The sequence below is a fragment of the Falsiroseomonas tokyonensis genome (genome assembly GCF_019024325.1).
Lineage (GTDB): Bacteria > Pseudomonadota > Alphaproteobacteria > Acetobacterales > Acetobacteraceae > Falsiroseomonas > Falsiroseomonas tokyonensis.
Map to the genome: position 1 here is coordinate 174,368 of NZ_JAFNJS010000007.1, position 26,030 is coordinate 200,397.

At 69.8% G+C, this 26,030-nt stretch carries 24 protein-coding genes; 9 read left to right on the top strand and 15 right to left on the bottom strand.

Translation table 11 applies throughout. From position 1 onward, the window contains the following. Nucleotides 1-6: 6 nt before the first annotated feature. The 14 genes from hemA to bchF form a co-directional block, all read right to left on the bottom strand. Nucleotides 7-1,218 carry a 5-aminolevulinate synthase gene (gene hemA, locus J3S20_RS22195; RefSeq protein ID WP_216838864.1) on the bottom strand — a complete coding sequence of 404 codons (1,212 nt, stop codon included), beginning with the start codon at nt 1,216-1,218 and terminating at the stop codon, nt 7-9. A gap of 64 nt (nt 1,219-1,282) precedes the next feature. Then, the gene (gene puhE, locus J3S20_RS22200; protein ID WP_216838739.1) at nt 1,283-2,089 is read right to left on the bottom strand and encodes a putative photosynthetic complex assembly protein PuhE; all 807 of its coding nucleotides are present in this window, start codon (nt 2,087-2,089) and stop codon (nt 1,283-1,285) included. Between the two features lie 4 nt (nt 2,090-2,093). Then, complete coding sequence (acsF, locus tag J3S20_RS22205) at nt 2,094-3,212, bottom strand: magnesium-protoporphyrin IX monomethyl ester (oxidative) cyclase (RefSeq protein WP_246603154.1); 1,119 nt, start codon at nt 3,210-3,212, stop codon at nt 2,094-2,096. Beyond that, nucleotides 3,200-3,532, bottom strand: a complete 333-nt coding sequence (locus tag J3S20_RS22210; RefSeq protein WP_216838740.1) for a hypothetical protein — start codon at nt 3,530-3,532, stop codon at nt 3,200-3,202. The genes acsF and J3S20_RS22210 overlap by 13 nt, the downstream gene beginning before the upstream one ends. 5 nt (nt 3,533-3,537) lie before the next feature. Next, nucleotides 3,538-3,984 (bottom strand): photosynthetic complex assembly protein PuhC, encoded by a 447-nt coding sequence (gene puhC, locus J3S20_RS22215; RefSeq protein ID WP_216838741.1) that lies wholly within the window; start codon nt 3,982-3,984, stop codon nt 3,538-3,540. A gap of 17 nt (nt 3,985-4,001) precedes the next feature. Beyond that, entirely contained in the window at nt 4,002-4,667 is a 666-nt protein-coding gene (puhB, locus tag J3S20_RS30940; RefSeq protein ID WP_216838742.1) for a photosynthetic complex putative assembly protein PuhB, read from the bottom strand. Continuing rightward, entirely contained in the window at nt 4,664-5,440 is a 777-nt protein-coding gene (gene puhA, locus J3S20_RS22225; RefSeq protein WP_216838743.1) for a photosynthetic reaction center subunit H, read from the bottom strand. Before puhA ends, puhB begins: the two co-directional genes overlap by 4 nt. A gap of 24 nt (nt 5,441-5,464) precedes the next feature. After that, nucleotides 5,465-6,895 (bottom strand): BCD family MFS transporter, encoded by a 1,431-nt coding sequence (locus tag J3S20_RS22230; RefSeq protein WP_246603155.1) that lies wholly within the window; start codon nt 6,893-6,895, stop codon nt 5,465-5,467. Beyond that, entirely contained in the window at nt 6,892-7,593 is a 702-nt protein-coding gene (gene bchM / locus J3S20_RS22235; protein ID WP_216838744.1) for a magnesium protoporphyrin IX methyltransferase, read from the bottom strand. The genes J3S20_RS22230 and bchM overlap by 4 nt, the downstream gene beginning before the upstream one ends. Continuing rightward, nucleotides 7,593-8,495 carry a ferredoxin:protochlorophyllide reductase (ATP-dependent) iron-sulfur ATP-binding protein gene (bchL, locus tag J3S20_RS22240; RefSeq protein WP_216838745.1) on the bottom strand — a complete coding sequence of 301 codons (903 nt, stop codon included), beginning with the start codon at nt 8,493-8,495 and terminating at the stop codon, nt 7,593-7,595. Before bchL ends, bchM begins: the two co-directional genes overlap by 1 nt. Next, nucleotides 8,492-12,091, bottom strand: coding sequence for a magnesium chelatase subunit H (locus J3S20_RS22245; protein ID WP_246603156.1), 3,600 nt, complete (start codon nt 12,089-12,091; stop codon nt 8,492-8,494). The genes bchL and J3S20_RS22245 overlap by 4 nt, the downstream gene beginning before the upstream one ends. 45 nt (nt 12,092-12,136) lie before the next feature. Beyond that, nucleotides 12,137-13,723: a ferredoxin:protochlorophyllide reductase (ATP-dependent) subunit B gene (gene bchB, locus J3S20_RS22250; RefSeq protein ID WP_216838747.1), complete on the bottom strand. Its 1,587-nt coding sequence runs from the start codon at nt 13,721-13,723 to the stop codon at nt 12,137-12,139. Between the two features lie 4 nt (nt 13,724-13,727). Then, complete coding sequence (locus J3S20_RS22255) at nt 13,728-15,005, bottom strand: ferredoxin:protochlorophyllide reductase (ATP-dependent) subunit N (protein ID WP_216838748.1); 1,278 nt, start codon at nt 15,003-15,005, stop codon at nt 13,728-13,730. After that, nucleotides 15,002-15,568: a 2-vinyl bacteriochlorophyllide hydratase gene (gene bchF / locus J3S20_RS22260; protein ID WP_246603157.1), complete on the bottom strand. Its 567-nt coding sequence runs from the start codon at nt 15,566-15,568 to the stop codon at nt 15,002-15,004. The genes J3S20_RS22255 and bchF overlap by 4 nt, the downstream gene beginning before the upstream one ends. A 285-nt stretch (nt 15,569-15,853) precedes the next feature. On the opposite strand from bchF, the gene J3S20_RS22265 reads away from it, so the two are divergent. From J3S20_RS22265 to J3S20_RS22300, 8 genes are all read left to right on the top strand, one after another. Next, nucleotides 15,854-16,825, top strand: a complete 972-nt coding sequence (locus J3S20_RS22265; protein ID WP_216838750.1) for a cobalamin B12-binding domain-containing protein — start codon at nt 15,854-15,856, stop codon at nt 16,823-16,825. Nucleotides 16,826-16,920: 95 nt separating this feature from the next. Next, the gene (gene ppsR / locus J3S20_RS22270; RefSeq protein ID WP_216838751.1) at nt 16,921-18,336 is read left to right on the top strand and encodes a transcriptional regulator PpsR; all 1,416 of its coding nucleotides are present in this window, start codon (nt 16,921-16,923) and stop codon (nt 18,334-18,336) included. 4 nt (nt 18,337-18,340) lie between these two features. After that, the gene (gene chlG, locus J3S20_RS22275) at nt 18,341-19,240 is read left to right on the top strand and encodes a chlorophyll synthase ChlG (protein WP_216838752.1); all 900 of its coding nucleotides are present in this window, start codon (nt 18,341-18,343) and stop codon (nt 19,238-19,240) included. Next, complete coding sequence (locus tag J3S20_RS22280; protein WP_216838753.1) at nt 19,237-20,568, top strand: BCD family MFS transporter; 1,332 nt, start codon at nt 19,237-19,239, stop codon at nt 20,566-20,568. Before chlG ends, J3S20_RS22280 begins: the two co-directional genes overlap by 4 nt. After that, entirely contained in the window at nt 20,565-21,797 is a 1,233-nt protein-coding gene (locus J3S20_RS22285) for a geranylgeranyl diphosphate reductase (protein ID WP_216838754.1), read from the top strand. Before J3S20_RS22280 ends, J3S20_RS22285 begins: the two co-directional genes overlap by 4 nt. Nucleotides 21,798-21,799: 2 nt before the next feature. Further along, nucleotides 21,800-22,843: a hydroxymethylbilane synthase gene (gene hemC, locus J3S20_RS22290; protein ID WP_216838755.1), complete on the top strand. Its 1,044-nt coding sequence runs from the start codon at nt 21,800-21,802 to the stop codon at nt 22,841-22,843. A 98-nt stretch (nt 22,844-22,941) separates the two neighbouring features. Then, nucleotides 22,942-23,541 carry a nitroreductase family protein gene (locus J3S20_RS22295; protein ID WP_216838756.1) on the top strand — a complete coding sequence of 200 codons (600 nt, stop codon included), beginning with the start codon at nt 22,942-22,944 and terminating at the stop codon, nt 23,539-23,541. Beyond that, nucleotides 23,538-23,885: a bleomycin resistance protein gene (locus tag J3S20_RS22300; protein ID WP_216838757.1), complete on the top strand. Its 348-nt coding sequence runs from the start codon at nt 23,538-23,540 to the stop codon at nt 23,883-23,885. Before J3S20_RS22295 ends, J3S20_RS22300 begins: the two co-directional genes overlap by 4 nt. Here J3S20_RS22300 and J3S20_RS22305 read toward each other — a convergent pair whose 3' ends face one another. After that, on the bottom strand, nt 23,886-24,665 hold the full coding sequence (locus J3S20_RS22305) for a DUF459 domain-containing protein (protein WP_216838758.1): 780 nt from the start codon (nt 24,663-24,665) through the stop codon (nt 23,886-23,888). It lies immediately after the preceding gene. A 78-nt stretch (nt 24,666-24,743) separates the two neighbouring features. On the opposite strand from J3S20_RS22305, the gene J3S20_RS22310 reads away from it, so the two are divergent. Further along, nucleotides 24,744-26,021, top strand: a complete 1,278-nt coding sequence (locus J3S20_RS22310) for a GDSL-type esterase/lipase family protein (protein WP_216838759.1) — start codon at nt 24,744-24,746, stop codon at nt 26,019-26,021. Nucleotides 26,022-26,030 lie beyond the last annotated feature (9 nt).

The window sequence follows — 26,030 nt, forward strand, 5'->3', positions numbered from 1 at the left end:
GATCCATCAGGCCGCCCGCTGCAGGCTGAACTGCGACCACACGGCGGACAGCGCCTCCACCAGATGGTCCATGTCGGCGTCGCTATGCACCGGACTCGGCGTGATGCGCAGGCGCTCCGTGCCGCGCGGCACGGTGGGGTAGTTGATCGGCTGCACATAGACGCCGTGATCATCCAGCAGGATGTCGCTGATCGCCTTGCAGACCACCGGATCGCCCACCATCACCGGCACGATATGGCTGGGATTGTCGAGATGCGGCACGCCAATGGCATCCAGCCGGCGGCGCAAGGTCGCCGCCCGCTCATGCAGCCGAAGCCGCTCCACGTCGCTCGCCATCAGATGCTCGATGGAGGCACGGGCGCCGGCGGCGATGGCCGGCGGCAGCGCGGTGGAGAAGATGAAGCCGCTGGCATAGCTGCGCACGAAATCGCACATGGCGGCGGAGCCCGCGATATAGCCGCCGATCACGCCAAAGGCTTTTGCGAGCGTCCCCTCGATGACGGTCAGACGGTGGGAGACGCCGTCGCGATCCGTGATGCCGCCGCCATTCGGGCCATACAGGCCGACGCCATGCACCTCGTCACAATAGGTCATCGCGCCGTATTTGTCGGCAAGGTCGCAGATGGCGCCGATGGGGGCGATGTCGCCATCCATGGAATAGACGCTCTCGAAAGCCACCAGCTTCGGCGCGGCGGGGTCGATCTCCGACAGCACGCGCTCCAGGTCCACCAGGTCATTGTGGCGGAACATGCGGCGCTGGGCGCGGGAATGGCGCATGCCCTCGATCATCGAGGCATGGTTCATCTCATCGGAGATGATGACGCAGCCCGGCATGCGCGCCGCCAGGGTGGAGAGCGAGGCCCAGTTGGACATGTAGCCCGAATTGAACAGCAGCGCGTCTTCCGTGCCATGCAGCCGCGCCAGGGCGCGTTCCAGCAGCACATGCTCATGGTTGGTGCCCGAGATATTGCGCGTGCCGCCGGCGCCCGCGCCGTGCTGGTCCAGCGCCTTGTGCATCGCCGCCAGCACCTTCGGATGCTGCCCCATGCCGAGATAGTCGTTGGAGCACCAGACGGTGACCTCGGACGTCTTGCCATTGCGGTGCCGCGTCGCCTTGGGGAATTGCCCGGCATGCCGCTCGATATCGGCGAAGACGCGGTAGCGGCCCTCGCGGCGGAGGCTGTCGAGCTGGGCACGGAAGAAGGATTCGTAGTTCATCTCGGACCCCCAGTGGCCTTGCGCATGGCCGATCTTGTTCCGCAGTGCCGTGGCGCGCATCGTATCATGTCACGGGCGCGGTTGCTGGGGGACTAACGCCCCCGGGCCGCCCTTTTCGCGAGGCCAATCCCCAGCGCCACAGCGCATCCGCCGGCACCGGCATGACCATGAAGATATGTTCGATCAGGCCCAGCGCCACCAGCGTGGCGAGCAGCGAGAAGCCCGTGACCTCATGCGGCGTCGCGCCCGCCGCAATCGCCTCCTGCACCAGCAGGATGCAGGCCAGGATGCCGGCCGCGACGGAGACCGGGAAAAGCAGGTTCATGCGCCGCCGGCGAAAGAAGCTTTCCAGGTAGCGCAGGTGGTCCGGCAGGAAGGACTCCGCCAGATTCCGCACGCCGAGATAGACATTCACCTTGGCCGATTGCCGCATCACCCAGAAGGCGAGGAAGGTCCAGAGCCCGATGCGGTTGGGCGCGCCCCAGGTGGCCAGCGCGATGCAGGCGGCGCCGGCGATGATGGCCAGCTCATGCCACAGCACCGCGGCCAGCGCCGCGCGCAGCCGCGGCCAGCCTGTGGCCCCCGCCGGGCATGCGATGCGCCGCGGTCCGGTGACCAGGCCGGTGAGGAAGGCCATCTCGATCCAGGCCCAGACCAGCAGCCCGCCCAGGAAGCCGAGATAGGCGCCGCGCGTCGTCGTCTCCCAGGCCGTGACATGCAGCATGGCCAGCGCCGCCAGCAGCAGCGTGGTGGCACCGAGCATGGTCCAGCGGAAGGTCTCCCGCCGGAGCCCGTCCAGGTAAAGGATGACGCCAGTGCTGAACCACCAGATGAACAGCGTGAACAGCGCGGGTAGCCCATGCTCGGCCATGCCGCTACCAGGCCGGCGAGAGGCGGGGGTCGGCCGGCAGCGCCTGGCGCCGCGGCGGCAGGAAGTACAGCCGCGCGAAGCTGGCCGCCGCCGCCACCGAGAGCGCGGCCCGCTTCACGCCACCGACCACGCCGCCCTGCGCCTTGGCCGCCGCGATGCCGTCGCCGATCTTGCGCAGCCGCTCCAGCCCCCGCAGGAAGCTCGGATTGTCCACATCCAGCGTGGCCGGGAAGACCTGGCGGCAGATCTCCTCGGTGATCCGGAAAACCTTCATGTCGTAGTCGGTCGGCGTCATGCCGAGCGCCTTGTGGAATTCCGGCCGCGCATGGTCTCGCACATACATCGTGGCGAAAACCGCGAGCTGGAAGAAGCGAACCCAGTAGACATTGGCGCCCGATAGCAGATGCGGGTTCGCGCGCATCAGCAAGGCGAAGGCCTCGCCATGGCGGAACTCGTCGTTGCACCAGTTCTCGAACCACTTGAAGATCGGGTGGAAGCGCAGTTCTGGATGCCGCTCGAACTGGCGGAAGATGGTGATGTAGCGCGCGTAGCCGATCTTCTCGCTGAGATAGGTGGCGTAGAAGATGAACTTCGGCTGGAAGTAGTGGTACTTCTTCGCCTTGGTCAGGAAGCCGAGGTCGACGCCGACGCCCACATCCTTCAGCGCATCGTTGATGAAGCCCGCATGCCGGCTTTCATCCCGCGCCATGACGCTGAAGATGTCCTTCATGTCCGGATTGGTGACGCGCTTCTTGATCTCGGCATAGAGCACGCAGCCGGAGAATTCGGCGGTGACGGAGCTGACCAGGAATTCCAGCAGCTCCTTCTGCAGCGGCTCCGGCAGCGCCTTGATGTCGAATTCGTCGAATTCGCTGGTGCGGGTGAAATGGCCCTTGTTCGGATCGGCATGGAATTCCGCCATCATCGCATCCCATTGCGCCCGCACGGGCTCGATGCTGATGCGGTCCATCGCCGCGAAATCGGTGGTGTAGAAGCGGGGCGAAAGCACCGTTTCGGTCAGCGCCATCTTGGTGGCGACGCCATCGGCATCCGGCCGCCCGCCCGGCGTCATGCCCGGCGCAGGCTCGGCCACGACCGGCCCATCCAGGATCAGGCGTTCCATGCGACGGCCTCCTTCGGCTCGAACCCGCAATGGTACAGCTCGGTCAGTTCGAAGATCGCGACCCATTGGGTCCAGAAGCGCGTCAGCGGCCCGGCGCGCAGCACCGTCGCCCGTGTCTCGAAGGTCATGCGCTCGCCGAAGGCGACATGGTCCGGCGTGCCGTGCACGATGACCTGGTCGCCGGGGCGCAGGAACACGCCCTCCGGTACGGCATAGGCATGGAAGCTGTCCGCCGTTCTCTCGATATCCACCGTGCAGGGCACTTCGAGGGTTTCACCCCCACCGAAGATCGCCCGGCCCACTCCCCAGCGGCCGTTCATCTTGGTTACTCCTTGGTTGCCAACAGACGCACAAACGCCTCCGCATTGGTCTGGCCGAAGCCGGTCAGGTCGAGCTTGCGCCCGGTGGCCTGGTCTTCCAGCGTGACCTGGCCAGTGTGCCACGCCGTGAGCCGGAACGGTATCGCGGATCCGATGTCCTCGCGTTTCCTCTCCCGCACCAGGCTGCGCACCGTGCCGCGCACGAAGCCGCCCTCGCCGGGCTGCAGCACCGCCACCTGCTGGCCGCTGCGGGCTTCCGTGATCACCACGCCGCCATCGGCCCGGTCGCCGAAGAACAGGTCCCGCTGTGCCACCGCCACCGGCACCACGCCATCTCGCGCGCTCGGCAGCAGGGGTGTCGCCAGCACCAGCGCCAGCACGCCGGCGATCAGGCTGCCGCAGACGAGCGCCGGACGGCGCAGGATGGGGTGGGTCTCGATGGTTTGCGACATGATCTCCTCCCTCTCCTTCAGGCCATGGCCTCGGCCGGGCCAGGCTTGCGCGCCTCGCCTGCCACCGCGATCGCCGGCACGGGGGCGGAGGCCGCGGCCGCCAGCGCGCGGGACAGCACCTGCCCCGCCGCGTCCGCATCCTTCAGCGCCCGCAACATGGGTTGGGGGCGCGAGATGCGGAAGGGCCGGATATGCGGCCACAGCGCCAGCCAGGAGACGCGATGCGGCTTGGCCAGGCTGACCAGCAGGTCGCCCGTGCCATCCGCATGCTTCGCCACACCCGCCTCGTCGATCAGCGCGAAGGGAATGTTGATGGTCATCGGCAGCGCCACGCCGACGCGCATGACGATGCGCCGCGTGGTGATGGTGTAGAGCGTGGTGCGGGCCGAAAGCCCGGCGAAGAGCAGCAGCAGCGCCACCGGCACCACGCCGATCAGCACCAGCAGGGTGCCCTCGGCCAGCGCCTCCATCGCGCCGGCGCCGCCCGCGGTCAGGTCCGCCACGCGCAGTGCGGCCATCAGCACGAAGTAGATGGCGATGCCGCGGACGAAAAGCGCGCGCCGCGCGATGCCGCGCCATTCCGGCGCACCCTGCCAGAGGATGCTCTCCCCCTTCGGCAGCGGGCCGGGCAGGCCGGGGATCGGTTCCCCGTCATGCTCGGCGATATCCGGATGGCGGGTCACAGCAGGGCCTCGCTGCGCTCGGGCGTCGCGTAGAAATGCCCGCCGCCGAAATAGGCCGCGACCTTGTCCTCCTCCAGCAGCGTGATCTGCTCCGGCTGCGCGATGGCCGGCGCTGCGGCGAGCTGGGCGGCGGTGACGGAGATGACGCGCACCGTGCCGGCCGAATTGATGGTGGCGAGGAACATCGGCACCAGCACGCGCCGCGCCGCGCCGGTCGCCTCGACCTCGAGGTAGCGCAGGATCATCTCAGACCGGTCGACCCAGAGGTCCACCACCACGCCGGCGATCTTACCATCCAGCGTCACCACCGGCTTGCCACGCGGGTCGGGGTCCGTCTCGCCGATGCTGAAGCCGGGTGCGGCGCGCAGCGGGACGATCTTCGGCAGATCGTCGTCGAAGGCCAGGTCCGGCACATCCGCGCGTTCCGCATAGGCGGCGGGGCCGACGCCATCGCGCATCGCATCGCCGGTCGGGATCAGTGGCGCGCCCGGATAGCCATCGGCCGGCACGACGAGGCCAGTCAGGTCGCGTTCCCGCCGCGACGCCGCGTGGTGGTCCTCATGCTTCAGCTTGAAGACCTTCAGCCGCGGCACGCCGGGAAAGCCCTCGATCGGCACGCGCAGCGGATGATCCGGCCGATCGGATATCAGCGGATAGCCCTCGCGCTTGCCCTCCCGGTGCAGCCAGAGGCACAGGATAAAAAAGAAGGCGAAGAAGGCGTAGAGCAGCCCCGCCGCCAGATCCATCTGAACGAATTGGTGTGCGCCGGGCATGGATGGGCCTCCGCTTCCTGAGTGTCAGATCTGCGCCGCACCGGCCAGGCCGGTGGCGGGACGCGTTTGGGGAATGCCGCGCTTGCGGACCAGCGGCCCGACCACGGCGAGGGTGACGAAGAGCAGCGCGATCTCGATGAGGTAGATGCTGACATAGCCGGTGGCGGCCTGCGCCAGACCCTCCCCCAGCGCGCCGGACAGCGCGAGCGAGGAAATCACGTCCCGCAACACGCCGCCCAATGCGATGGCGCCACCCGCGGCGGTGGCCTGCACCGCGCCCCAGACGCCGAGCGCCAGCCCCGCCTGGTCCGGCGGTGCGGCCGCCATGCAGGCGGTCAGCGTCGCATGGCCGAAGAGGCCGGCGCCGAAGCCGATCAGCGCCACACCGATGGCGAATAGCGCGCCGAGTCCGACGGCGCCGGAGAAGATGATGAGCGTGAAGCCCGCAATGCCGAACAGCCCGCCCAGCGCCGCCACCTGGTGCGCATCCGCGCCCTGCCCCAGTCGCCGCGCCGCGCGCAGAAAGCCCAGCACCGCACCACCCGCGAGCAGCGCCGAGAGCGCGGTGGTCGCGCCCACCGAAAGCCCGAGGATCTGGCCGCCATAGGGCTCCAGCAGCACGTCCTGCATGGCGAAGCCCGCCGTGCCGAGCCCGGCGCCGAGCAGGCGGCGGTTCCAGGGCCCGGATTGGCGCAGCGCGCGGAAGGCTTCGAAGAAGGTCGGCTCATGCTCCGCGGTCCGCGCGGTACGGGACGGGTCGCGCACTTCCTGCTGCCAGGCCGCGACCAGGTTCAGCACCAGCGTCAGCGCCGCCGCGCCCTGCACCACCTGGATCAACCGCAGCTGGGAGAAATCCGCCAGCAGCGCGCCGAAGACCAGCGCCGCCAACACCATGCCCACAAGCTGCATGGCCGAGAGCATGGCCACCACATTCGGCTGCTGGTCGCGCGGCGTCAGATCGGTCGCGAGCGCCAGACCCACCGTCTGCACCATATGCATGCCAAAGCCGGTCATCAGGAAGGCAATGGCCGCGGCCAGCTGCCCGGTCCAGGGCTCCGCCCAGGTATCGCCGGACAGCACCAGCAGCGCGAAGGGCATCATCGCCAGGCCGCCGAACTGGATGATGGTGCCAAGCCACAGATAGGGCACGCGCTTCCAGCCGAGCACGGATTTGTAGGTGTCCGACTTGAAGCCGATCAGCGCGCGCAGCGGCGCGAAGACCAGCGGCAGCGCCACCATGGTGGCGACCAGCCAGGCCGGCACCTTAAGCTCCACGATCATCACGCGGTTCAGCGTGCCCACCAGCAGCACCGCCGCCATGCCACAGGAGATCTGGAACAGCGACAGCCGCAGCAGCCGCGCCATCGGCAGGCGCTCCGAGGTCGCCGCGGCGAAGGGCAGCAGATGCGGCCCCACGCTCTGCCACATCCGGATGATCCTGCCGGGGCGCTTCATCGCCGCACGAGCTCCAGCGCCTGGGAGGTATAGAAGCCGCTGGCCACGCGATGCGTGCGCACCGGATGCCAGCCGGCCATGGCGGGATCGCCCGTGACCAGCCGCCGCAGCGTCGCCTCCGCCACCGGCACGATGGCGGGCGAGCGATCGCCGCGCGGCACCAGGCGGCCCACCGTCAGGAAAGCCATCAGGAAGGCGCTACGCGGCGCGAAGGTGAAGAGGATGCTGCGCTGCGTCCGCGCCGAAAGCCCCGCCAGTGCGCGCTGCACATCGGCGGGCTTGTAATGGATCAGGCAATCCATGCCGACCACATGGTCGAACTGGCCGAAGGCGGGGTCCAGCATGTCGCCGACATGGAAGCTGACGGAGCCCGTGCCGTGATGCCCCGCCGCGCGGTCCTGCGCCAGGGCGATCAGCGTGGGCGAGATGTCCACCGCCACCACCTCCGCCCCGCGCCGCGCGGCTTCCACCGCCAGCGCGCCGGTGCCGCAGCCGGCATCCAGCACGCGCTTGCCGCGCAGATCCGGCGGCAGCCAGGACAGCAGTTTCGCCCGCATCGCATCACGGCCGGCGCGCACCGTGGCGCGAATGCCGCTGACCGGCGCGTCCGAGGTCAGGCGTTCCCAGGCCTTCGCGGCCGTGCGGTCGAAATAGGTCTCGAGTTCGCCGCGGCGGGTGGCGTAGCTGGCGGTGGGCATCAGTCGTACCCCAGCAGGTCGAAGATCTCGCGATCCTTCAGCGGCGTCGCATCCAGCGGCGTGACGCCGGCGAGCAGTCCGGCGGCGAGGCGCAGATACTCGTTGCAGACGCCTTCCACCTCCGGCGAGGTCTCCATGTCGAAGAGCGTCGCCTTCTTGAGGCGGGAACGGCGGATCACGTCGAGGTCCGGCAGATGCGCCAGCATCTTCATGCCCGTCGCATCGTTATACTTCTGGATCTGGTCGGTGTCCTTCGACCGGTTGACGATGACGCCGCCCAGCCGCACGCCATAGTTCTGGGACTTGGCCTTGATGGCCGCGACGATCCGGTTCATCGCAAAAATGCTGTCGAAGTCGTTGGCCGCGACGATCACGCCACGATCCGCATGCAGCAGCGGCGCCGCGAAGCCACCGCAGACCACGTCGCCCAAGACGTCGAAGATGACGATGTCGGTGTCTTCCAGCAGGTGATGCTCCTTCAGCAGCTTCACCGTCTGGCCCACCACATAGCCGCCGCAGCCCGTGCCGGCCGGCGGGCCGCCGGCCTCCACGCACATCACGCCGTGGCGGCCTTCCACCACGAAGTCCTCCGCGCGCAGCTCCTCCGAGTGGAAGCCAACGCCGTCCAGCACATCGATCACCGTCGGGATCATGCGGCCGGTGAGGGTGAAGGTGCTGTCGTGCTTCGGATCGCAGCCGATCTGAAGCACGCGCTTGCCGAGCTTGGCGAAGGCGACCGAAAGGTTCGAGCTGGTCGTGCTCTTGCCGATTCCCCCCTTGCCATAGACCGCGAACACCTTGGCGCCGTCGATCTTCAGCGGGTCGTGCATATGCACCTGCACGCTGCCATCGCCATCGCCGATCAGGCGCTCATCCGGCCGCGGTCGCACGATCACGGTCATGCCGCCATCTCCTCGGTGATGCCTTCGAGCCGGTCTTCCAATTCCTCGCCGGCGCGTCGCAGCGCGGCAAGGGTTTCGGCATCCGGCTGCCAGTATTGCCGCTCCTGCGCCTCGATCAGCCGATTGGCGATCTTGGCGGAAGCGGTGGGGTTCAGCGCCGCCAGGCGCGCACGCATGGCGGGGTCGAGCATGTAGGTCTCGGCCAGGTTCTGGTAGATCCAGGGCGCCACCTGGCCGGTGGTTGCCGACCAGCCCATGGTATTGGTCACCTGCGCCTCGATCTGGCGCACGCCCTCATAGCCATGCGCCAGCAGCGGCTCGAACCACTTGGGGTTCAGCGCCCGCGTCCGCGTCTCCAGCGCCACCTGCTCCGCCACGCTGCGGATGGTGCCCTCGCCGCGGGTCTGGTCGCCGACATAGACCGACGCTTCCTGCCCGCCGCGAGCGCGGCGCACCGCGCGGCTCATGCCGCCCAGCGTATCGAAGTACTGGTCGATGGAGGTGAGGCCGACCTCGATGCTGTCGAGGTTCTGGTAGGTGACGTCCACCGAGCCCAGAAGCTGCGTCAGCACCTTGTCCTGCCGCGCCGCCTTGCCGTCGACGCCATAGGCAAAGCCCTTGCGCTTCACATAGGCCTCGGCCAGCTCATCCTCATCGGTCCAGAGCCCGGCATCGAGGATCTGGTTGACGTTGGTGCCATAGGCCCCGTCCGCATTGCCGAAGACCCGCAGCGCGGCCTGCGCCATCTCCCCGCCATGCTGCGCCAAATGCGCCAGTGCATGCTTGCGAATGTAGTTCCGTTCGATCGGCTCCTCGGCGCTGGCGGCCAGCAGCGCGGCTTCGGCCAGAAGCTTCGTCTGCAGCGGCAGCAGGTCCCGGAAGATGCCGGAGAGGGTGACCATCACGTCGATGCGCGGGCGGCCGAGCTGCTCCAGCGGTATCAGCTGCGCGCCTGTCAGGCGGCCATAGCTGTCATGCCGCGGCTCCGCGCCCATAAGCCACAGCGCCTGGGCGATCGGCCCGCCCTCAGTCTTCAGATTGTCGGTGCCCCAGAGCACGATGGCCACCGTCTCCGGCAGACCCTTGCCATCCGCCGCATGCCGCGCCAGCAGGCGATCCGCCTGGCGCGCGCCATCGCGCACCGCGAAGGCGGAGGGGATCTTGAAGGGGTCGAAGCCGTGCAGGTTGCGGCCCGTTGGCAGCACATCCGTGTTGCGCAGAAGGTCGCCGCCGGGCGCGGGGCGGGTGTAGCCGCCATCGAGCGCGTGCAGGATCGCCGGCAGCTCATGCTCGGTGGCCAGCAGCGCATCGAGTCGCGCGAACTCCGCGGCATCGGTCACGCCGGCGGCGTCCAGCATGTCCTTGCGCTGGGCCGCATCCGGCACCTCGCCCACCACATGCAGTCCGTGCGGGATCAGCGTGTATTCCAGCTCCAGCAACTGGTTGCCCAGGTGCTGGATCACGCCGGGCGCCTCGGCCGAATCCCAGGCCGGCTCAGCGGCTGCGAGATCCACCGCGGCGGCCTGCGCCTGCACCAGCTCGGCGAGTGACGCGCGCACCCCGTCATCGCAATCCGGATCCAGCGCGCGCCAGCGATCCAGCGTCGCCTTCAGGTCGAGCAGCCCGCGATACAGGCCCGCGCTCGTCACCGGCGGCGTCAGGTAGCTGATGAGTGACGCGCCCGCGCGCCGCTTCGCCAGCATCCCCTCGGAGGGGTTGTTGGACGCATAGAGATACAGGTTCGGCAGATCGCCGATCAGCCGGTCCGGCCAGCATTCGGCGGAAAGCCCCGCCTGCTTGCCCGGCATGAATTCCAGCGCGCCGTGGGTGCCAAAATGGAGCACGGCATGGGCGCCGAAATCCTCGCGGATCCAGCGATAGAAGGCGCTGAAGGCATGCGTCGGCGCGAAGCCGCGCTCGAACAGCAGCCGCATCGGGTCGCCCTCATAGCCGAAGCCGGGCTGCACGCCGATGAAGACGTTTCCGAACTGCGCGCCCAGCACGAAGATGCTGGCGCCGTCCGATTGCGCGCGACCGGGCGCCGGGCCCCAGGTGCGCTCGATCTCCGCCAGGTGGCGTTCGCGCCGCACATGGTCATCCGCCGGGATGCGCGCCGCGACATTCGCCACTGCGCCGAATTGCTGGGCATTGCCGTTGATGATGGCGTCGCGCAGCGCATCCACGCTGGCGGGCATCGCTACCGTATAGCCCGCCTGCTGCATCGCCCGCAGCGTATTGAACAGCGACTGGAAGACGGAGAGATAGGCCGCCGTGCCGGTATTGCCGGCATTGGGCGGGAAGTTGAAGACCACAGCCGCCACGCGACGCTCGGCCCGCGCGGACCGCCGCAGTGCCACCAGTCGCGCGACGCGATCCGCCAGCGTCTCCGCGCGTTCCGTGTAGCAAGCCATGTCGCGGCTGCCGGGCGTGCCATCCGGCCCATCGCCGCTGCGGCCGCCGAAGGTCATGGGCAGGATGCCGCCATCCAGCTCCGGAATCGCCACCATCATGGTGGCCTCCACTGGCAGCAATCCGCGCGGATCTGCCTCCCACTGCCGCCGCGTCTGGAATTCCAGCGGATGCGCGGAGACATAGGGCACGTCGAGCCGGGCGAGAGTTTCCTCCGCCGCGCGCGCATCGTTGTAGGCGGGGCCGCCGACCAGGGAGAAGCCGGTGAGCGAGACCACCGCATCCACCGACGTCACGCCCTCACGTTGGAAGAAGGCCTCGATGGCCGGGCGGTTATCGAGGCCGCTGGCGAAGGCCGGCACCACGTTCAGCCCGCGCCGCTCCAGCGCCGCGATCACGCCGTCATAATGCGCGGCATTCCCCGCCAGCACATAGGACCGCATGATCAGCAGCCCGACCGTGCCCTTGGTGCCGCGCGCCGGCAGCTGCGCCACGCGGTCCGTCACCTGGCCGGGGATGCGCGGGTGATAGAGGCCCACTTCCGGATATTCGACCGGCGGCGCCACCTTCAGCGTACCGACCAGCGTCGCGCGCGGCCCTGCCGCATAGCGGTTCACCAGCAGCCGCACCAGGTTCGCCAGGTTCGCCTGGCTACCGGCCAGCCAGTATTGCAGCGCAAGGAAATAGATCCGCACATCCTGCGCCGTGCCGGGGATGAAGCGCAGCAGCTTCGGCAACTCCCGCAGCATCTTCATCTGGCCCTTGCCGGATGAGGCCGCGCCCTTCTTGCTGCCGCGCAGGCGCTTCAGCAGTCCCATCACGCCGCGTGCCTCGGCGCCCATGTCGAAGCGGCCGATGCGGGTCAGCTTCATCACCTCCCCAGCCGAGAGGCAGCAGACCATGGCGTCGCAGGCCTCGCGCCGCGCCCGCAGCGCCGGCAGCACCAGGTTGATATGGTCCTCCAGGAACAGCATGGTGGCGATGACGATGTCGCCGCGCGCGATATCGGCGATGCAATCGGCCAGGGCCGCGGCATCCGTGCCCCATTCGTCGGCGGCGTGCACCGCCACTTCCAGCCCCGGAATCTCCTGCCGCAGCACGTCGCGCGCCTGCATCATGGCGCCCGCAAGGTGGCTGTCCATGGTGACCACGACGATCCGCATCGTGGTCGCGGCACGCCAGTTCATCCCCTCAGGCATAAGGCCCTCCGGTCCGGCGGCGAGAGGAATGTCTCACCGCGAAAAATGCGCCTTCGCGTCGTAGAGCGTCTCGATCGTGATGGTCCCGATGCCACGTTCCTGCGCGAAGCGTTCGGTATTGCGCCGGGCCTTGCCGCGGACGAAAAAGGGAATCTTCTTCAACTCCTTCTCCGCATCGGGGACCCAGGACAGCAAAGGGGCGCCCGCGGCGGAGTGGGGAGTCTCCGCCGCGGGCACGGGCATGGGCTGCGCGGCGGGCGCGGCCTCTTTGCCCGACTGTGACGGGGCGCCGTGGCCAAGGTGGCTGGGCTGCACGCCGTCGTTGAACTCGAAATCCTCGCGGAACATCCCAAGCAGATGTTCCTCCAACCCCATCATCAGGGGATGCACCCAGGTGTCGAACAGCACGTTCGCACCTTCGAGACCCATCTGCGGCGAATGCCGCGCCGGGAAGTCCTGCACATGCACCGGGGCGGAAATCACCGCGCAGGGCACGCCAAGGCGCTTGGCCACATGGCGTTCCATCTGCGTGCCCAGCACCAGCTCCGGCTGCAGCGCCGTGATCTGCGCCTCGACCTCCAGGTAGTCGTCGGTCACCAGCGGCTCCACGCCATAGAGCGCGGCGGCGGAGCGGATTTCGCGGCCGAATTCGCGCGAATAGCTGCCGAGGCCGACCACGGTGAAGCCGAGTTCCTGCTGCGCGACCCGCGCCGCGGCGATGGCATGCGTCGCATCGCCGAAGATGAAGACGCGCTTGCCGGTCAGGTAGGTGCTGTCGACGGAGCGCGAGTACCAGGGCAGGCGCAGCGTGCCTTCGGCGGTGGTGGCCGGCACGCCGGCAAGCTTCGCAACCTCCCGCACGAAATCGCGCGTGGCGCCGACGCCGATCGGCACCACCGTGGTGCAGGGCTGGCCGAAGCTGCGGCGCAGCCAGGCGGCCGCCTGGCCGGCGACTTCCGGGTAGAGCACCACGTTGAAATCGGCCTCGCCCAGCGTGGCGAGATCGGCGGGCGTCGCACCCATCGGCGCGATCACATGCGTCTCGATGCCCAGCGCGGCCAGCAGCCGCTCCACCTCCGGCACGTCGTCGCGGTGACGGAAGCCGAGCGCGGTGGGGCCGAGGATATTGCAGCGGGGCGTCGCGTTCTTCGTGCGCTGCGTGCCGGGCGGCGGCACATGCGGGCCGGCGCAGGCGCGCACCAGCTGGTAGAAGGTCTCCGACGCGCCCCAGTTTTCCTTGCGCTGATAGGCGGGCAGTTCCAGCGGCACCACGGGGATCGGCAGGCCCAACGTCTTGGCCAGGCCACCGGGATCGTCCTGAATCAGCTCTGCCGTGCAGCTTGCGCCGACCAGCATCGCCTGCGGGCGGAAGCGTTCATAGGCATCCAGCACCGATTCGCGAAACAGATTGGCCGTATCGCCGCCGAGGTCGCGCGCCTGGAAGGTGGTGTAGGTGACCGGCGGACGCTTGGCGCGGCGCTCGATCATGGTGAAGAGCAGGTCGGCGTAGGTATCGCCCTGCGGCGCGTGCAGCACGTAGTGCACGCCTTCCATCGCCGTCGCCACGCGCATCGCGCCGATATGGGGCGGGCCTTCATAGGTCCAGAGGGCGAGCTGCATGGCGCTACACCGTCAGCTTGGCATGGCGCAGCAACGGCCGCGCGAAGAGTTCGGCGAGATCCGCCGCCTGGTCGTAGCCCTGGATCGGCGTGAAGACGAGCTCGATCGACCACTTGGTCGTCAGCCCCTCCGCCTCCAGGGGATTGGCCAGGCCGAGGCCGCAGACGGTGAGGTCCGGGCGCAGCGCGCGGCAGCGATCGAGCTGGCGATCGACATGCTGGCCTTCGGAGAGCGTCGCCGTATCCGGCAGCAGCGCCAGCTCCTCCGCCAGGTGCTGGCGATGCAGATAGGGCGTGCCGACTTCCGTCAGACGCATGCCGAGCTCGCGCGACAGGAAGCGCGCCAGCGGGATTTCGAGCTGGCTGTCGGGAAAGAAGAAGATGCTTTTGCCAGCGAGCCTTTGGCGAATCCGCGCCACCGCCGCACTGGCCCGCGACGCCGCGGCGCCGGTGGCGGCCTCGATGCGGGCGGGCGATACGCCCCAGACCTCGGCCGCCGCCGTCAGCCAGGCCGTGGTGCCTTCGACGCCCAGCGGGAAGGGGGCGGCGATGCGGGTCGCGCCGCGCGCTTCCAGCGCCCGGGCCGTGTCGTTGAGGAAGGGCTGCGCGAGCAGGTAGCGCGTGCCGGGCCCCACCGCCGGCAATTCCGCCGCGCGGCGCGAAGGCAGGAAGCGCACCGGCCCGACGCCGAGCGCGGCGAAAATTCGCAGGAACTGGTCCTCGACCACCTCGGCCAGCGCGCCGACCACCAGCAGGGATCGCGCGGCGCCAGGCTCGGCCGGCATTTCGGGCACCAGGGCGGCCAGGCAGGCATCCTCGCCCTGGGTGAAGGTGGTCTCGATTCCGCTGCCCGAATAGTTCAGCACGCGCACCTGCGGCAGGAAGCGCGCCGAAAGGCGCTGCGCGGCGCGGGAGAGATCGAGCTTGATCACCTCGCTGGGGCAGGAGCCGACCAGGAAGAGCATGCGGATATCCGGCCGCCGCTCCAGCAGCCGCGTCACCACGCGATCCAACTCCGCGTTGCAATCGGCGAGGCCCGCCAGATCGCGCTCATCGATGATGGCGGTGGCGAAGCGCGGCTCCGCAAAGATCATCACGCCGGCGGCGGATTGCAGCAGATGCGCGCAGGTGCGGCTTCCGACGACGAGGAAGAAGGCGTCCTGGATCTTGCGATGCAGCCAGACGATGCCGGTCAGCCCGCAGAAGACCTCGCGCTGGCCGCGCTCCCGCAGCACGGGCGCGTCGCCGCAACCTGCCGAGGGAAAGGCGGCCGCGGCGCTCATGCCGCGACGCCGCCGGCATTGCCGCGGGCCTCGTCCAGCCGCGCCGCACGCAGCTTCAGCACGAATTGCGCGGCATTGACCAGGTAGGCGGCATAGGCGGCCAGCGCCAGCAGCATCTGCCCCTGGCCATCGCCGAAGCCGGTGAAGACCGCGAGCAGATAGGCGCTGTGCAGCGCCAGGACCAGCATGCTGAAGACGTCTTCCCAGAAGAAGGCCGGGGCGAACAGCCAGCGGCCGAAGACCACCTTCTCCCAGACGCAGCCGGTGACCATGATGGTATAGAGCAGCAGGGTCTTCACCACGACCGAGGCCGTGGCGGTTGCCAGGCCGGTCCCGGACGCCAGGAAGTTCAGCACCAGGCCGAGGCTCACCAGGAAAACCGCGAACTGGATCGGCGCCAGCACGCCCTGCACCAAAGTCCAGGGGCTGGCATCGCGCCGCCGGCGTTCCTCGGGCGAATACAGCGGGCGGCGGGCCGCCTGCGCATCGCGATTGTGGCGGGCGGCGCGGCCGCTGGTGGCCCCCCAAGGGGAGGCGTCCCAGGCGTCAAGTAGGCCAGACAAACCGTTCGTTGTAAGCATGACTTGACAACCCTCCGTCAAAGGCGGTCCGCTGTCCGGATAAGGCTGCCGTGGCCCCTGGCCGACAGCCTGCGATGGGGGAGTATTCCAGGAAAACCGCGCTTGAAGGCCAACTTGGCCATATTCCTGCGCATCGTTTTCTCTCCCCGCACCGTGCTTGTTCAGGGAGGCTAGAGGTCTGGCATCCGTAGTGTCAAGCATGATTGACGTAAATCACGGTTGACATTCGGGGCTGTCGGCTCTCAAGTAGAACGACCGGAGGGGGCGATGTCCGCGAAGCCAATGATGGCAGCACAGCACACGGCGGAAATCGCCGGCCAGGTACAGGAGGCAGGGCATGGCCCGCGCCCCGGCCATGGCCTCGATACCACCGCCGGGGCGCCGGCGGCGGATCGACGGGCACCGCCCGCCAGCCCCCGCGCGCCGCCACAAAAGGCGAGGCCCGCGAATGCGGAGCGCCGGCGCGTCGCGCTGCTGGCGCGGACTCTGGAGACGGAGGTGATTCCGCGCCTCGTCCTGTCCCGGCGGGAAGCGAACAGCCCCGCCTATATCGACAGCCCCGGCACCAGCATGCCGCGCGACGAGGATGTCTCGGTCGTCACCGGCCTGGCCATGCAGGGCGATCTCGGCGGCGCTCTCGCCTATGTCGGCGGCCTCACCGCCCGCGGCATGCCGCTGGACCGGGTTTACCTTTATCTGCTGGCCCCCGTCGCCCGCCGGCTCGGCGAGATGTGGGAACAGGACCGCTGCGACTTCACGGCGGTGACCATCGGCCTGTGCTGCCTGCAGCAGGTGGTGCTGGAGAACAGCCCCGCCTTCCAGCCGCGACTCGGCCGGGCAGATGTGGATCGCCGGGTGCTGCTGGCCCCGGTGCCGGGCGAACAACACAGCTTCGGCCTGCTGATGGTGGGCGAGTTCTTCCGCCGCCAGGGCTGGGAAGTGGCCTCCGGTACCGGCACCACGGTGAAGGAACTGGCGGCGGTGGTGCGGCGGCAGTGGTTCGCGGCGGTGGGCTTCTCACTGGCCTGCGAGGATCGGCTGGAGGTGCTGGCCACCGCCATCCGCGAAGTGCGGCGTGCCTCCCGCAACCCGCAGATCGGGGTGCTCGTCGGCGGACGGGTGTTCAACGATCGGCCGGAACTGGCCGCGCTGGTCGGTGCGGATGCGACGGCGGCGGATGGCCAGCAGGCGGCGCTGAAGGCAGAGACCCTGCTGGCGCTGCTGGCGCGAGAGGCGTAGTCGGGGCGCGCCCCGGCGGGAATGAATGAGTGGCGCGAGGCGATCAGGAGGCTCGGCTGGGGAGGGGACCCTTGGGATGAAGGACGCAGCTTTTCGTGAAATCGTTCGCTACCCCCAGGACGTCGCTCGGCCCATTGGATGCGGATGCCGCCGCTGGACTGATCGCGGCTGCCGCGGATATCGCCCTCGTGCTTGACGAGGCCGGCATCATCCGCGACTTGGCCTTCAGCAATGCCGAACTCGCCCGCGAGTTCGACGGCCCGGAAAGCTGGCTCGGCCGGTCCTGGGTCGAGACGGTGGCCAAGGACAGCCGCCCGAAGGTGGAGGCCATGCTGGCCCCCGACCCCGCCAAGGAAGCCGTGCGCTGGCGCCATGTGAACCAGCTTTCGGCGCGCGGCGCCTCCATCCCCGTGCTGTGTTCGGTGGCCCCGCTGGGCCAGGCCGGCCGCAGCGTGGTCTTCGGCCGCGACCTGCGCCCGCTGTCGCAGCTGCAGCAACGCATGGTCGAGGTGCAGCAATCCATGGAGCGGGACTATTCCCGCCTGCGCCAGGCGGAGACCCGCTACCGGCTGCTGTTCCAGATGTCGATGGATCCGGTGCTGATCCTGGATGCCGAGCAGCAGCGGATCATGGAGGCCAATCCCGCCGCGCAGCGGCTGTTCGGCCGCAATGCCCGCCGCATGCCCGGCCGTACCCTGAACGAGGTCTTCGAGCCAGAGGATCGCGCCGCGGTGCAGACGCTGCTGGCCAATGTGCGCAGCGCCGGCCGCGCGGATGACGTCACCGCCCATCTGGCGGAGGGCGGGGAGGCCGTGCTGGTTTCGGCCTCCACCTTCCGGCAGGAGGGCGGGCTGCTGTTCCTCGTGCGGCTCTCCGTGCCGAACCACCAGGGCGCCGATCTGCCCGAGGCGCAGTCCAAGCTGCTGAAGGTGGTGGAGGTGGCGCCGGACGGCTTCGTGGTGACCGATGCCAGCGCCCATCTGCTGACCGCCAATGCCGCCTTCCTCGACATGGCGCAGCTGACCAGCGAGGAGCAGGCGCGCGGCGAGCCGCTGGACCGCTGGATCGGCCGCCAGGGCGTCGAGCTCGAGGTGCTGCTCTCCAACCTGCGCAACCGCGGCGCCGTGCGGCTCTATGCCACCACGCTGCATGGCGCGCTGGGCGGCCAGGTGGAGGTGGAGATCTCGGCCGTCTCCGTGATGAATGGCGGGCAGTCCTGCTTCGGCTTCCAGATCCGTGACATCGGCGCGCGATCCCGCCCCGCGGTGCGCGCCGCAGAGGGCGCCACGCGCTCTGTCGAACAGCTCACCGAACTCATCGGCCGCGTGCCGCTGAAGGATCTGGTGCGCGAGGCCACCGATGCCATCGAGCGGCTCTGCATCGAGGCGGCGCTGGAACTGACCGGCGACAACCGCGCCTCGGCCGCCGAGATGCTCGGGCTGAGCCGGCAGAGCCTCTACGTCAAGCTGCGGCGCTACGGCCTCGGCGATCTCGACGACCAGCAGGGATAGCGGCATGGCGAACCCGGCGACCAGCATCGGCCTTCCCACCCCGCGGCTTCAGCCAGCGGCGGTGCTGGAGCTGTTGAAGCCGGTCACCTGGTTCCCGCCGATGTGGGCCTTCGGCTGCGGCGTCGCGGCCTCCGGCGCCAATCTGCTGGACAACGCGCTGCTGATCGCGCTGGGCGTGCTGCTCACGGGCCCCATGGTCTGCGGCATGAGCCAGGCGGTGAACGACTGGTTCGACCGGCATGTCGATGCGATCAACGAGCCGAACCGGCCGATTCCCTCGGGCCGCATTCCCGGAATGTGGGGGCTTTACGTCGCCATTCTCTGGACCCTGGCCTCGCTGGCCATCGGCGCGGCGCTGGGCCTTTGGGGCTTTGCCGCGACCGTGCTGGCGGTGGTCATGGCCTGGATCTATTCGGCGCCGCCGCTGCGGCTGAAGCAGAATGGCTGGTGGGGCAACCTCGCCTGCGGCCTGTCCTACGAAACCCTGCCCTGGATCACCGCGGTGGCGGTGCTCGGCGCTGCGGCGCCGGATGCGCAGGTGGTGACCGTGGCGGTGCTCTATGGCCTCGGCGCGCATGGCATCATGACGCTGAACGACTTCAAGTCGATCGAGGGCGACACCCGCTTCGGCCTGCGCTCCCTGCCCGTCATCCTGGGCGCGCCGCGCGCGGCCCGCGTGGCCTGCCTGTTCATGGCGGTGCCGCAGGCGGTGGTGGTGGTGCTGCTGGCGGTCTGGGATGCGCCGATCGCGGCGCTGCTGGTTGCGGCCTCGCTGCTGGCGCAGCTCGCCCTGATGCGGAAGCTGCTGCGCGATCCGCGCGGCCTGGCGCCCTGGTACAATGGCACCGGCATCACGCTGTATGTCGCGGGCATGATGGCCAGCGCCGTGGCGTTGGCACCATGAACAACTCCCTTCCCCCCCTCGGCTGGCTCGGCATCCTGCGGCTCGGCCTGGTGCAGACGGCACTCGGCGCCGTGGTGGTGCTGACCACCGCGGCGCTGAACCGGGTGATGGTGGTGGAACACGCGCTGCCGGCCACGCTGCCGGGCGTGCTGGTGGCGTTGCATTACGCGGTGCAGATGCTGCGGCCGCGGCTCGGCCATGGCTCCGACCAGGGCGGGCGGCGCACGCCCTGGATCATCGGCGGCATGGCGGTGCTGGGCCTGGGCGGCGTGCTGGCGGCGGTGGCCGTGGCCTGGATGGGCACGGCGCTGGTCCCCGGCATCGCGCTGGCCGTCGTCGCCTTCCTGCTGGTGGGCATCGGCGTCGGCGCGGCGGGCACCTCGCTGCTCGTGCTGCTGGCGTCCCGGGTCGCGCCGGCGCGGCGGCCGGCGGCGGCCTCCCTCGTCTGGATCATGATGATCGCGGGCTTCGTGCTGACCACGGCGATCTCCGGCCGGCTGCTGGATCCCTATGAGGGCACGCGCCTGGTCGCGGTCTCGGCCGGGGTTTCCGCCCTTGCCTTCCTGCTGGCGCTGGTCGCCGTGACGGGCATCGAGGGCCCGACCCAGGCGGCCCCCGCCGCCAGCGCGCGATCTGGCTTCGGCCCGGCCTTGAAGGAAGTCTGGGCGGAGCCGGTGGCGCGGCATTTCACCATCTTCGTCTTCGTCTCGATGCTGGCCTACAGCGCCCAGGACCTGATCCTGGAGCCCTTCGCCGGCACCGTCTTCGGCATGTCGCTGGGCGAGACCACGCGGCTGTCCTCCGTGCAGCATGGCGGCGTGCTGGCCGGGATGATCCTGATCGCCATCGTCGGCAGCCTTTCGGGCGGTCGGGTCGCAGTGCTGCGGGGCTGGATCCTGGGTGGGTGCCTCGCGGCCTGCGCGCTGCTGGTGGCGCTGGCCGGGGCCGGCATGGCGGGGGCGAGCTTCCCGCTGCGGGAAAGCTTCTTCGTCCTCGGCCTGGCCAATGGCGCCTTCGCCGCCGCCGCCATCGCCACGATGATGCAGCTCGTCTCCCAGGGGGCGGAGGGGCGGCAGGGCGTGCGGATGGGCATGTTCGGCGCCGCCCAGGCCATCGCCTTCGGCGCCGGCGGCCTGGCCGGCACGGTGGTGCTGGATCTCGGCCGGCTGCTGACCGGCAGCGCCGGCGGTGGCTACGTCACGGTTTTCCTGGCCGATGCGGGGCTCTTCCTCGCTGCGGCGATGCTGGCGCTGCGCATCGGGCGCGCGCCAGGGCAAAGGGCCAGCACGGGCAATGTCCCGCCGCTGATGGGGAGGCAAAGGGCATGAGCCAGGTGATGGAGGAGTTCGACGTCGTCGTGGTCGGCGGCGGCCCGGCAGGCGCCACGGCCGCGCATGACCTGGCCTGCAAGGGCCGCAGCGTGCTGCTGCTGGACAAGGCGGGGCGCATCAAGCCCTGCGGCGGCGCCATCCCGCCCCGGCTGATCCGGGATTTCGAGATCCCCGCGCATCTGCTGGTGGCCCGCGTGAACGCCGCACGGATGATCGCGCCGTCGAACCGCGAGGTCGATATGCCGATCGATGGCGGCTTCGTCGGCATGGTCGAGCGCGAGACCTTCGACGAATTTCTCCGGGCTCGCGCCGCCGAATCGGGCGCCACGCGGCGCACCGGAAGCTTCGAGCGAATCGAGCACGACGCCGATGGCATGGCCGTCATCGTCTACACGCCGAAGGAGGCCACCGAGGAACGCCGCGTCCGCGCCCGCTGCATCATCGGCGCCGATGGCGCGCGCAGCGCGGTCGCGAAGCAGTCCGTGAAGGGCGCGGAGAAGATCCCCTGCGTCTTCGCCTATCACGAGATTGTCGCGGCCCCCACGGTCGAAGCGCCGAGCTACGACGCGAAGCGCTGCGACGTCTTCTACCAGGGCAAGCTTTCGCCGGATTTCTACGCCTGGATCTTCCCGCATGGCGACAAGGTCAGCATCGGCACCGGCTCGGCCCACAAGGGCTTTTCGCTGCGTGGCTCGGTGGGGGAACTGCGGGCGTCGACCGGCCTCGACAAGGTTCGCACCATCCGGCGTGAAGGCGCGCCGATTCCGCTGAAGCCGCTGAAGCGCTGGGACAATGGGCGGGACGTGGTGCTGGCGGGCGATGCCGCCGGCGTGGTCGCACCCTCCTCCGGCGAGGGCATCTACTACGCCATGCTCTGCGGCCGCCTGGCCGCCGATGCGGCGGCGGAATTCTGCGCCACCGGCCGCGCCAGCGCGCTGGCCACGGCGCGGAAACGTTTCATGAAGGCGCATGGCCGCGTCTTCCTGATCCTCGGGATCATGCAGTACTTCTGGTACTCCTCCGACAAGCGCCGCGAGAAGTTCGTCGCCATCTGCCAGGACAAGGACGTCCAGCGCCTGACCTGGGAGGCGTATATGAACAAGGAGCTCGTTCGGCGCGATCCCTTGAGCCACATCAAGATCTTCTTCAAGGACATGGCGCATCTTCTGGGCCTCGCGGGGCCACGCCTGGACCGGAATGCCTCGACCTCGCGTGGAGACGCCTGAGCATGCTGCTGAACGCAAACGACTCCACCGCCGCCGAGGCGCTGCGCCGGCGCGGCGCCATCCATGGCCATTCGCCGCAGCACCGGCAGTCCACCCGCGCCCTGCCGCTGAAGGTCGGCACCCGCGGCTCGCCCCTGGCGCTGTGGCAGACCCGGCATTTCCTCGGCCTGATCACAAAGATCTGCCCGCTGCTGCGGGAGGTGAAGGCCTTCGAGGAATGCGTCATCGCCACCTCCGGCGACAAGGTGCAGGACCGGCGGCTGGCCGATATCGGCGGCAAGGGCCTGTTCGCAAAGGAAATCCATGAGGCGCTGCTGGATGGCCGCATCGACTTCGCGGTCCACAGCATGAAGGACCTGGAGACCGAGCTGCCGCCCGGCATCGTGCTGGCCTGCGCCCTGCAGCGGGAGGATAGCCGGGACGCCATCGTGCTGGGCCCGACCTGCCCGGGCGACACCTCCGGCGACCCCTATGCCTGCCTGCCCCAGGGCGCGCTGATCGGCACCGCCTCCATCCGCCGGCAAAGCCAGCTGCTGCATGCCCGGCCGGACCTGCGGGTGGAGATCATCCGCGGCAATGTGCAGATGCGCCTGGCCAAGGTGCGGGCGGAGGGCGGGCCGCAGGCCTCGCTGCTCGCCATCGCCGGCCTCAAGCGCATGGAAATGGCGCATGAGGCAGCGGTGGTGCTGGATGCCGAGACCATGGTGCCGGCCGCCTGCCAGGGCATCGTCGGCGTCACCGTCCGCGCCGATGACGTGGAGCTGCGCGAGCTGCTCTCGGCCATCGAGGACCGGGACGCGGCCTGCGTCTCCGCCGCCGAACGCGCGCTGCTGGGCTCGCTGGACGGGTCCTGCCGCACGCCGATCGGTGGCCACGCCCAGTTCCGGCCGGATGGCGCGCTGCAGCTGACCGGCCTGGTGGCCCGGGCCGATGGCTCCTTCCTGCTGAAGCGCAAGCTCTGGGGCGCGCCGGCCGATGCGGCTGCGATGGGCCGCGAGCTGGGCGAGAGCCTGCGCCGCGACAGCCCGGCCGATATCTTCGGCTGAAGGACCCGACGCCGGGGGGCTGCGCTCCCCGGTACGCGCCGAGCTTGTAATTGCGAATGATTCGCATCATCTAGGTCGCACCCTGCCGCAGGACGACCATGCCCGACGCCCCCTTCCCCCCTGCCCCGCCGGAGGCGCTGCGCGCCCTGCTCGCCCGTGCCTCCGTCCCGCCCCGGCAATTGCACGACCCGGCGCCGGATGCCGCGGCGCTGTCCCAGGCGGTCGCTGCCGCCGCCTGCGCGCCGGACCATGGCGGGCTGCGCCCCTGGCGCTTCCTCGGCATCCGGGGCCAGGCCCGCGCCGCGCTGGGCGCGCTGCTGGCCGAGTCGATGCTGAAGCGCGATCCCACGGCGCCCGAGGCGCGGCTCGACCTGGAACGCGCCAAGCCGCTGCGCGCGCCCCTGGTGGTCGCGGCCGGCGCCGCCATCCGCGCCCACCCGAAGATCCCCGCCTGGGAACAGGAAGCCAGTGCCGCCGCCGGCATCATGAATTTCCTCAATGCCCTGGATGCGATGGGCTTCGGCTGCTGCTGGCTCTCCTCCCCCGCCTTGCAGGATCCGGAGATCAAGACGGCGCTGGGCTTCGCGGAGACGGACCGGCTGCTCGGCTGGATCTATGTAGGCACGCCGGAGGCCGAGCGCCCCCGCCCGCAGCGCCCGGCGCCCGAGGGCTTCTGGCGCGACTGGCAGCCGGCATGAGCGACCCGGCCCGCTGCATCCCCATCCTCGCCTCGCTCGACCTGGCGGAGACCCTGGCCTTCTACCGCGACCAGCTCGGCTTCACCGGGGAAACCTATGGCGACTATGCGATCGTCCGGCGGCAGGCGATGGAGTTGCACTTCTGGCTCTGTAAGGACCGCATCTATCCGGAGCACACCGCCTGCTATATCCGCGGCGGGCAGGTGCCGGCGCTGTATGCGGAATTCGCGGCGCGCGGCGTGCCGGGGCTGTCGGATTTCGCGCTGCGGCCCTGGATCATGCAGGAATTCCACCTGCACGACCCGCACGGCAACCTGCTGCGCTTCGGCTGCGCCGAGGTCTGATCAGGCCTCGGTCAACCGCCCGAGGCCCGGTGCCAATTCGGGAAAACGTTCGGCGGCGGTATCGAAGAGCAGCGCGCCGATGCGCAGATAGCCCCAGCCGGTGAAATGCACCCCGTCCTCGGCCCGGAAGACGCGGGTCGCGGTCTGCGCCGCGACGCTGGGCAGGTAGCGGCCATCGGCATCGCTGGTGGCGTCCCAGGTATCCACCCATTGCGCCCCCGCCGATTCGGCCGCGGCCTGCTGGATGGCGTTCAGTTGCCGCGCTGCGCCGGCGAATTGCGGCTCCCGCATATTGGGCAGGCCGAGCCAGAGCACGCGGGCGCCGGCATGCACGGCATGGCCGGTCATTTCCGTCACCCGCCGGGCATAATGCTCGGCATAGCCGGGCGTGCCGAAGCGGTGCCGCACCCGCTCCTCCCGCACCACCAGAGGCCGGAAGTCATTGGCGCCGATCCAGAAGACCACCAGCTGCGGCTCATGCAGCGCCACCAGGTCGCGGGTGACGCTGGACCAGTCATGCTCATCCGTGCGGGTCACGCCGGTGGCGTGCAGCGTGCCGTTGATCAGGCGGGGCGTGGGCCGGCGGCGCAGCACGGGGCTGAGCGAGAGGAACAGGCCCTGGGCCAGCGAATCGCCCAGGAACAGCAGGTTCAGGCGCTCCGGCGCCTGGCCGCCGCCCTCGGCCCCGAAGGCCTGCCCGGCCGGGGCGAGAAGGCCGGCCGCGGCCGCGCCAAGAAGGTTCCGCCTGGTCGAAAACCCATGCCAGCGACCTGACCGCATCCAAGGCACTCCGCAGAGACGGGGATTTCGGCAAGACTAGCAGCGCGTGATGAACAGGATAAGGATGGTGGCCGCAGCATGTTGAAACGACGCGGCCTCATTTCTACCCTGGCGTTATCTGGCCTGCTGGCCGGATGCCGCACCGATTCGCCCCAGCGCCGCGGCCCGGATGCGCAGCTGGCGGAGGGTCTCGAGACCGCGCCGGATGCGGATTACGAGGCCCTGCTGCCGCCCCCCGGTGCCGCCGACCCATTGGCCCCGCTCGGCACCGCGCTGCGCGCCCTGCAGGGCGGCGCGCAAGGCCGCGCCCTGGTGCTGATGCTGGGCGACAGCCACATCGCCTTCCCGCGCATGGCGGAGCGGCTGCGGGAGCATCTGCAGGCCCGGTTCGGCGCCATCGGCCCCGGCCGCATGCCCCCCGGCCGCGCCAATCGCAGTTTCGTTCCCGCCGGCCTGGCGCTGGAGCAGGAAGGGGAATGGAGTTCTGCCAGCGCGCTGCGCGCGGCAACCCCCGGGCCCTTCGGCCTGACCGGCTTTCGCCTGACCGGCGAACGCGCCGGGGACCGGATCGGCCTGCGCAGCAGCGATCCGCGCGGCTTCGACCGGCTGCACCTGGCGCTGCATGGGGGCCCTGCCAGCGGCAGCTACCGCATCCTCGGCGGCGGCATTTCCGACGCGCCACGCGCCAGCCGCACCGCCACCCCGCGCCCCCGGCTGATCCGCCTGGATCTCAGCCCCGGCACGCGGGAGGTGGCGCTGGAGCTGGTGGGGGATGGGCCGGTGGAGCTGCTCGGCTGGGGCATCGATCGTCGCGGCCGGGGCGTGCTGGTGGAATCCTTCGGCATCAACGGCGCCACCCTGGCCACACTCGACAACCGCACGCCCGGCATCCTGGCGGCGGAGCTGGCGGTCGCGCCGCCGGCGCTGATCATCCTGGAATACGGGACCAACGAAGCGACGGACCGCGACTTCGACCCGGCCGCCTATGGCCTGGCCCTGTCCCGCCGCATCGCCGCGCTGCGCGCGGCCAGCCCGCGCAGCGGCATTCTGCTGATGGGCGCGCCCGATGCAGGCCGCCCGATCCGCCGCGGCCGCGGCGCCTGCCCGGTCTCGCCCCTGCCGGCGCTGGAGGCGGTGCGCGCCACGCAACGCCAGGTCGCGGCACGCGAAAGGGTGGGCTTCTTCGACTGGTCGGCCGAGGTCACCCAGGACCCCTGCCGCCTGCCCGGGCTGGTGCGCGCGGAGCTGATGCGGCCGGACCTGGTGCATTTCACCGCCGATGGCTATCGGCTGACGGCGGACCGGCTGCATGCGCATCTGCTGCGTGGCGCCGGCATCGGCCCGGCAGGCGCCTGACCCCCGCCG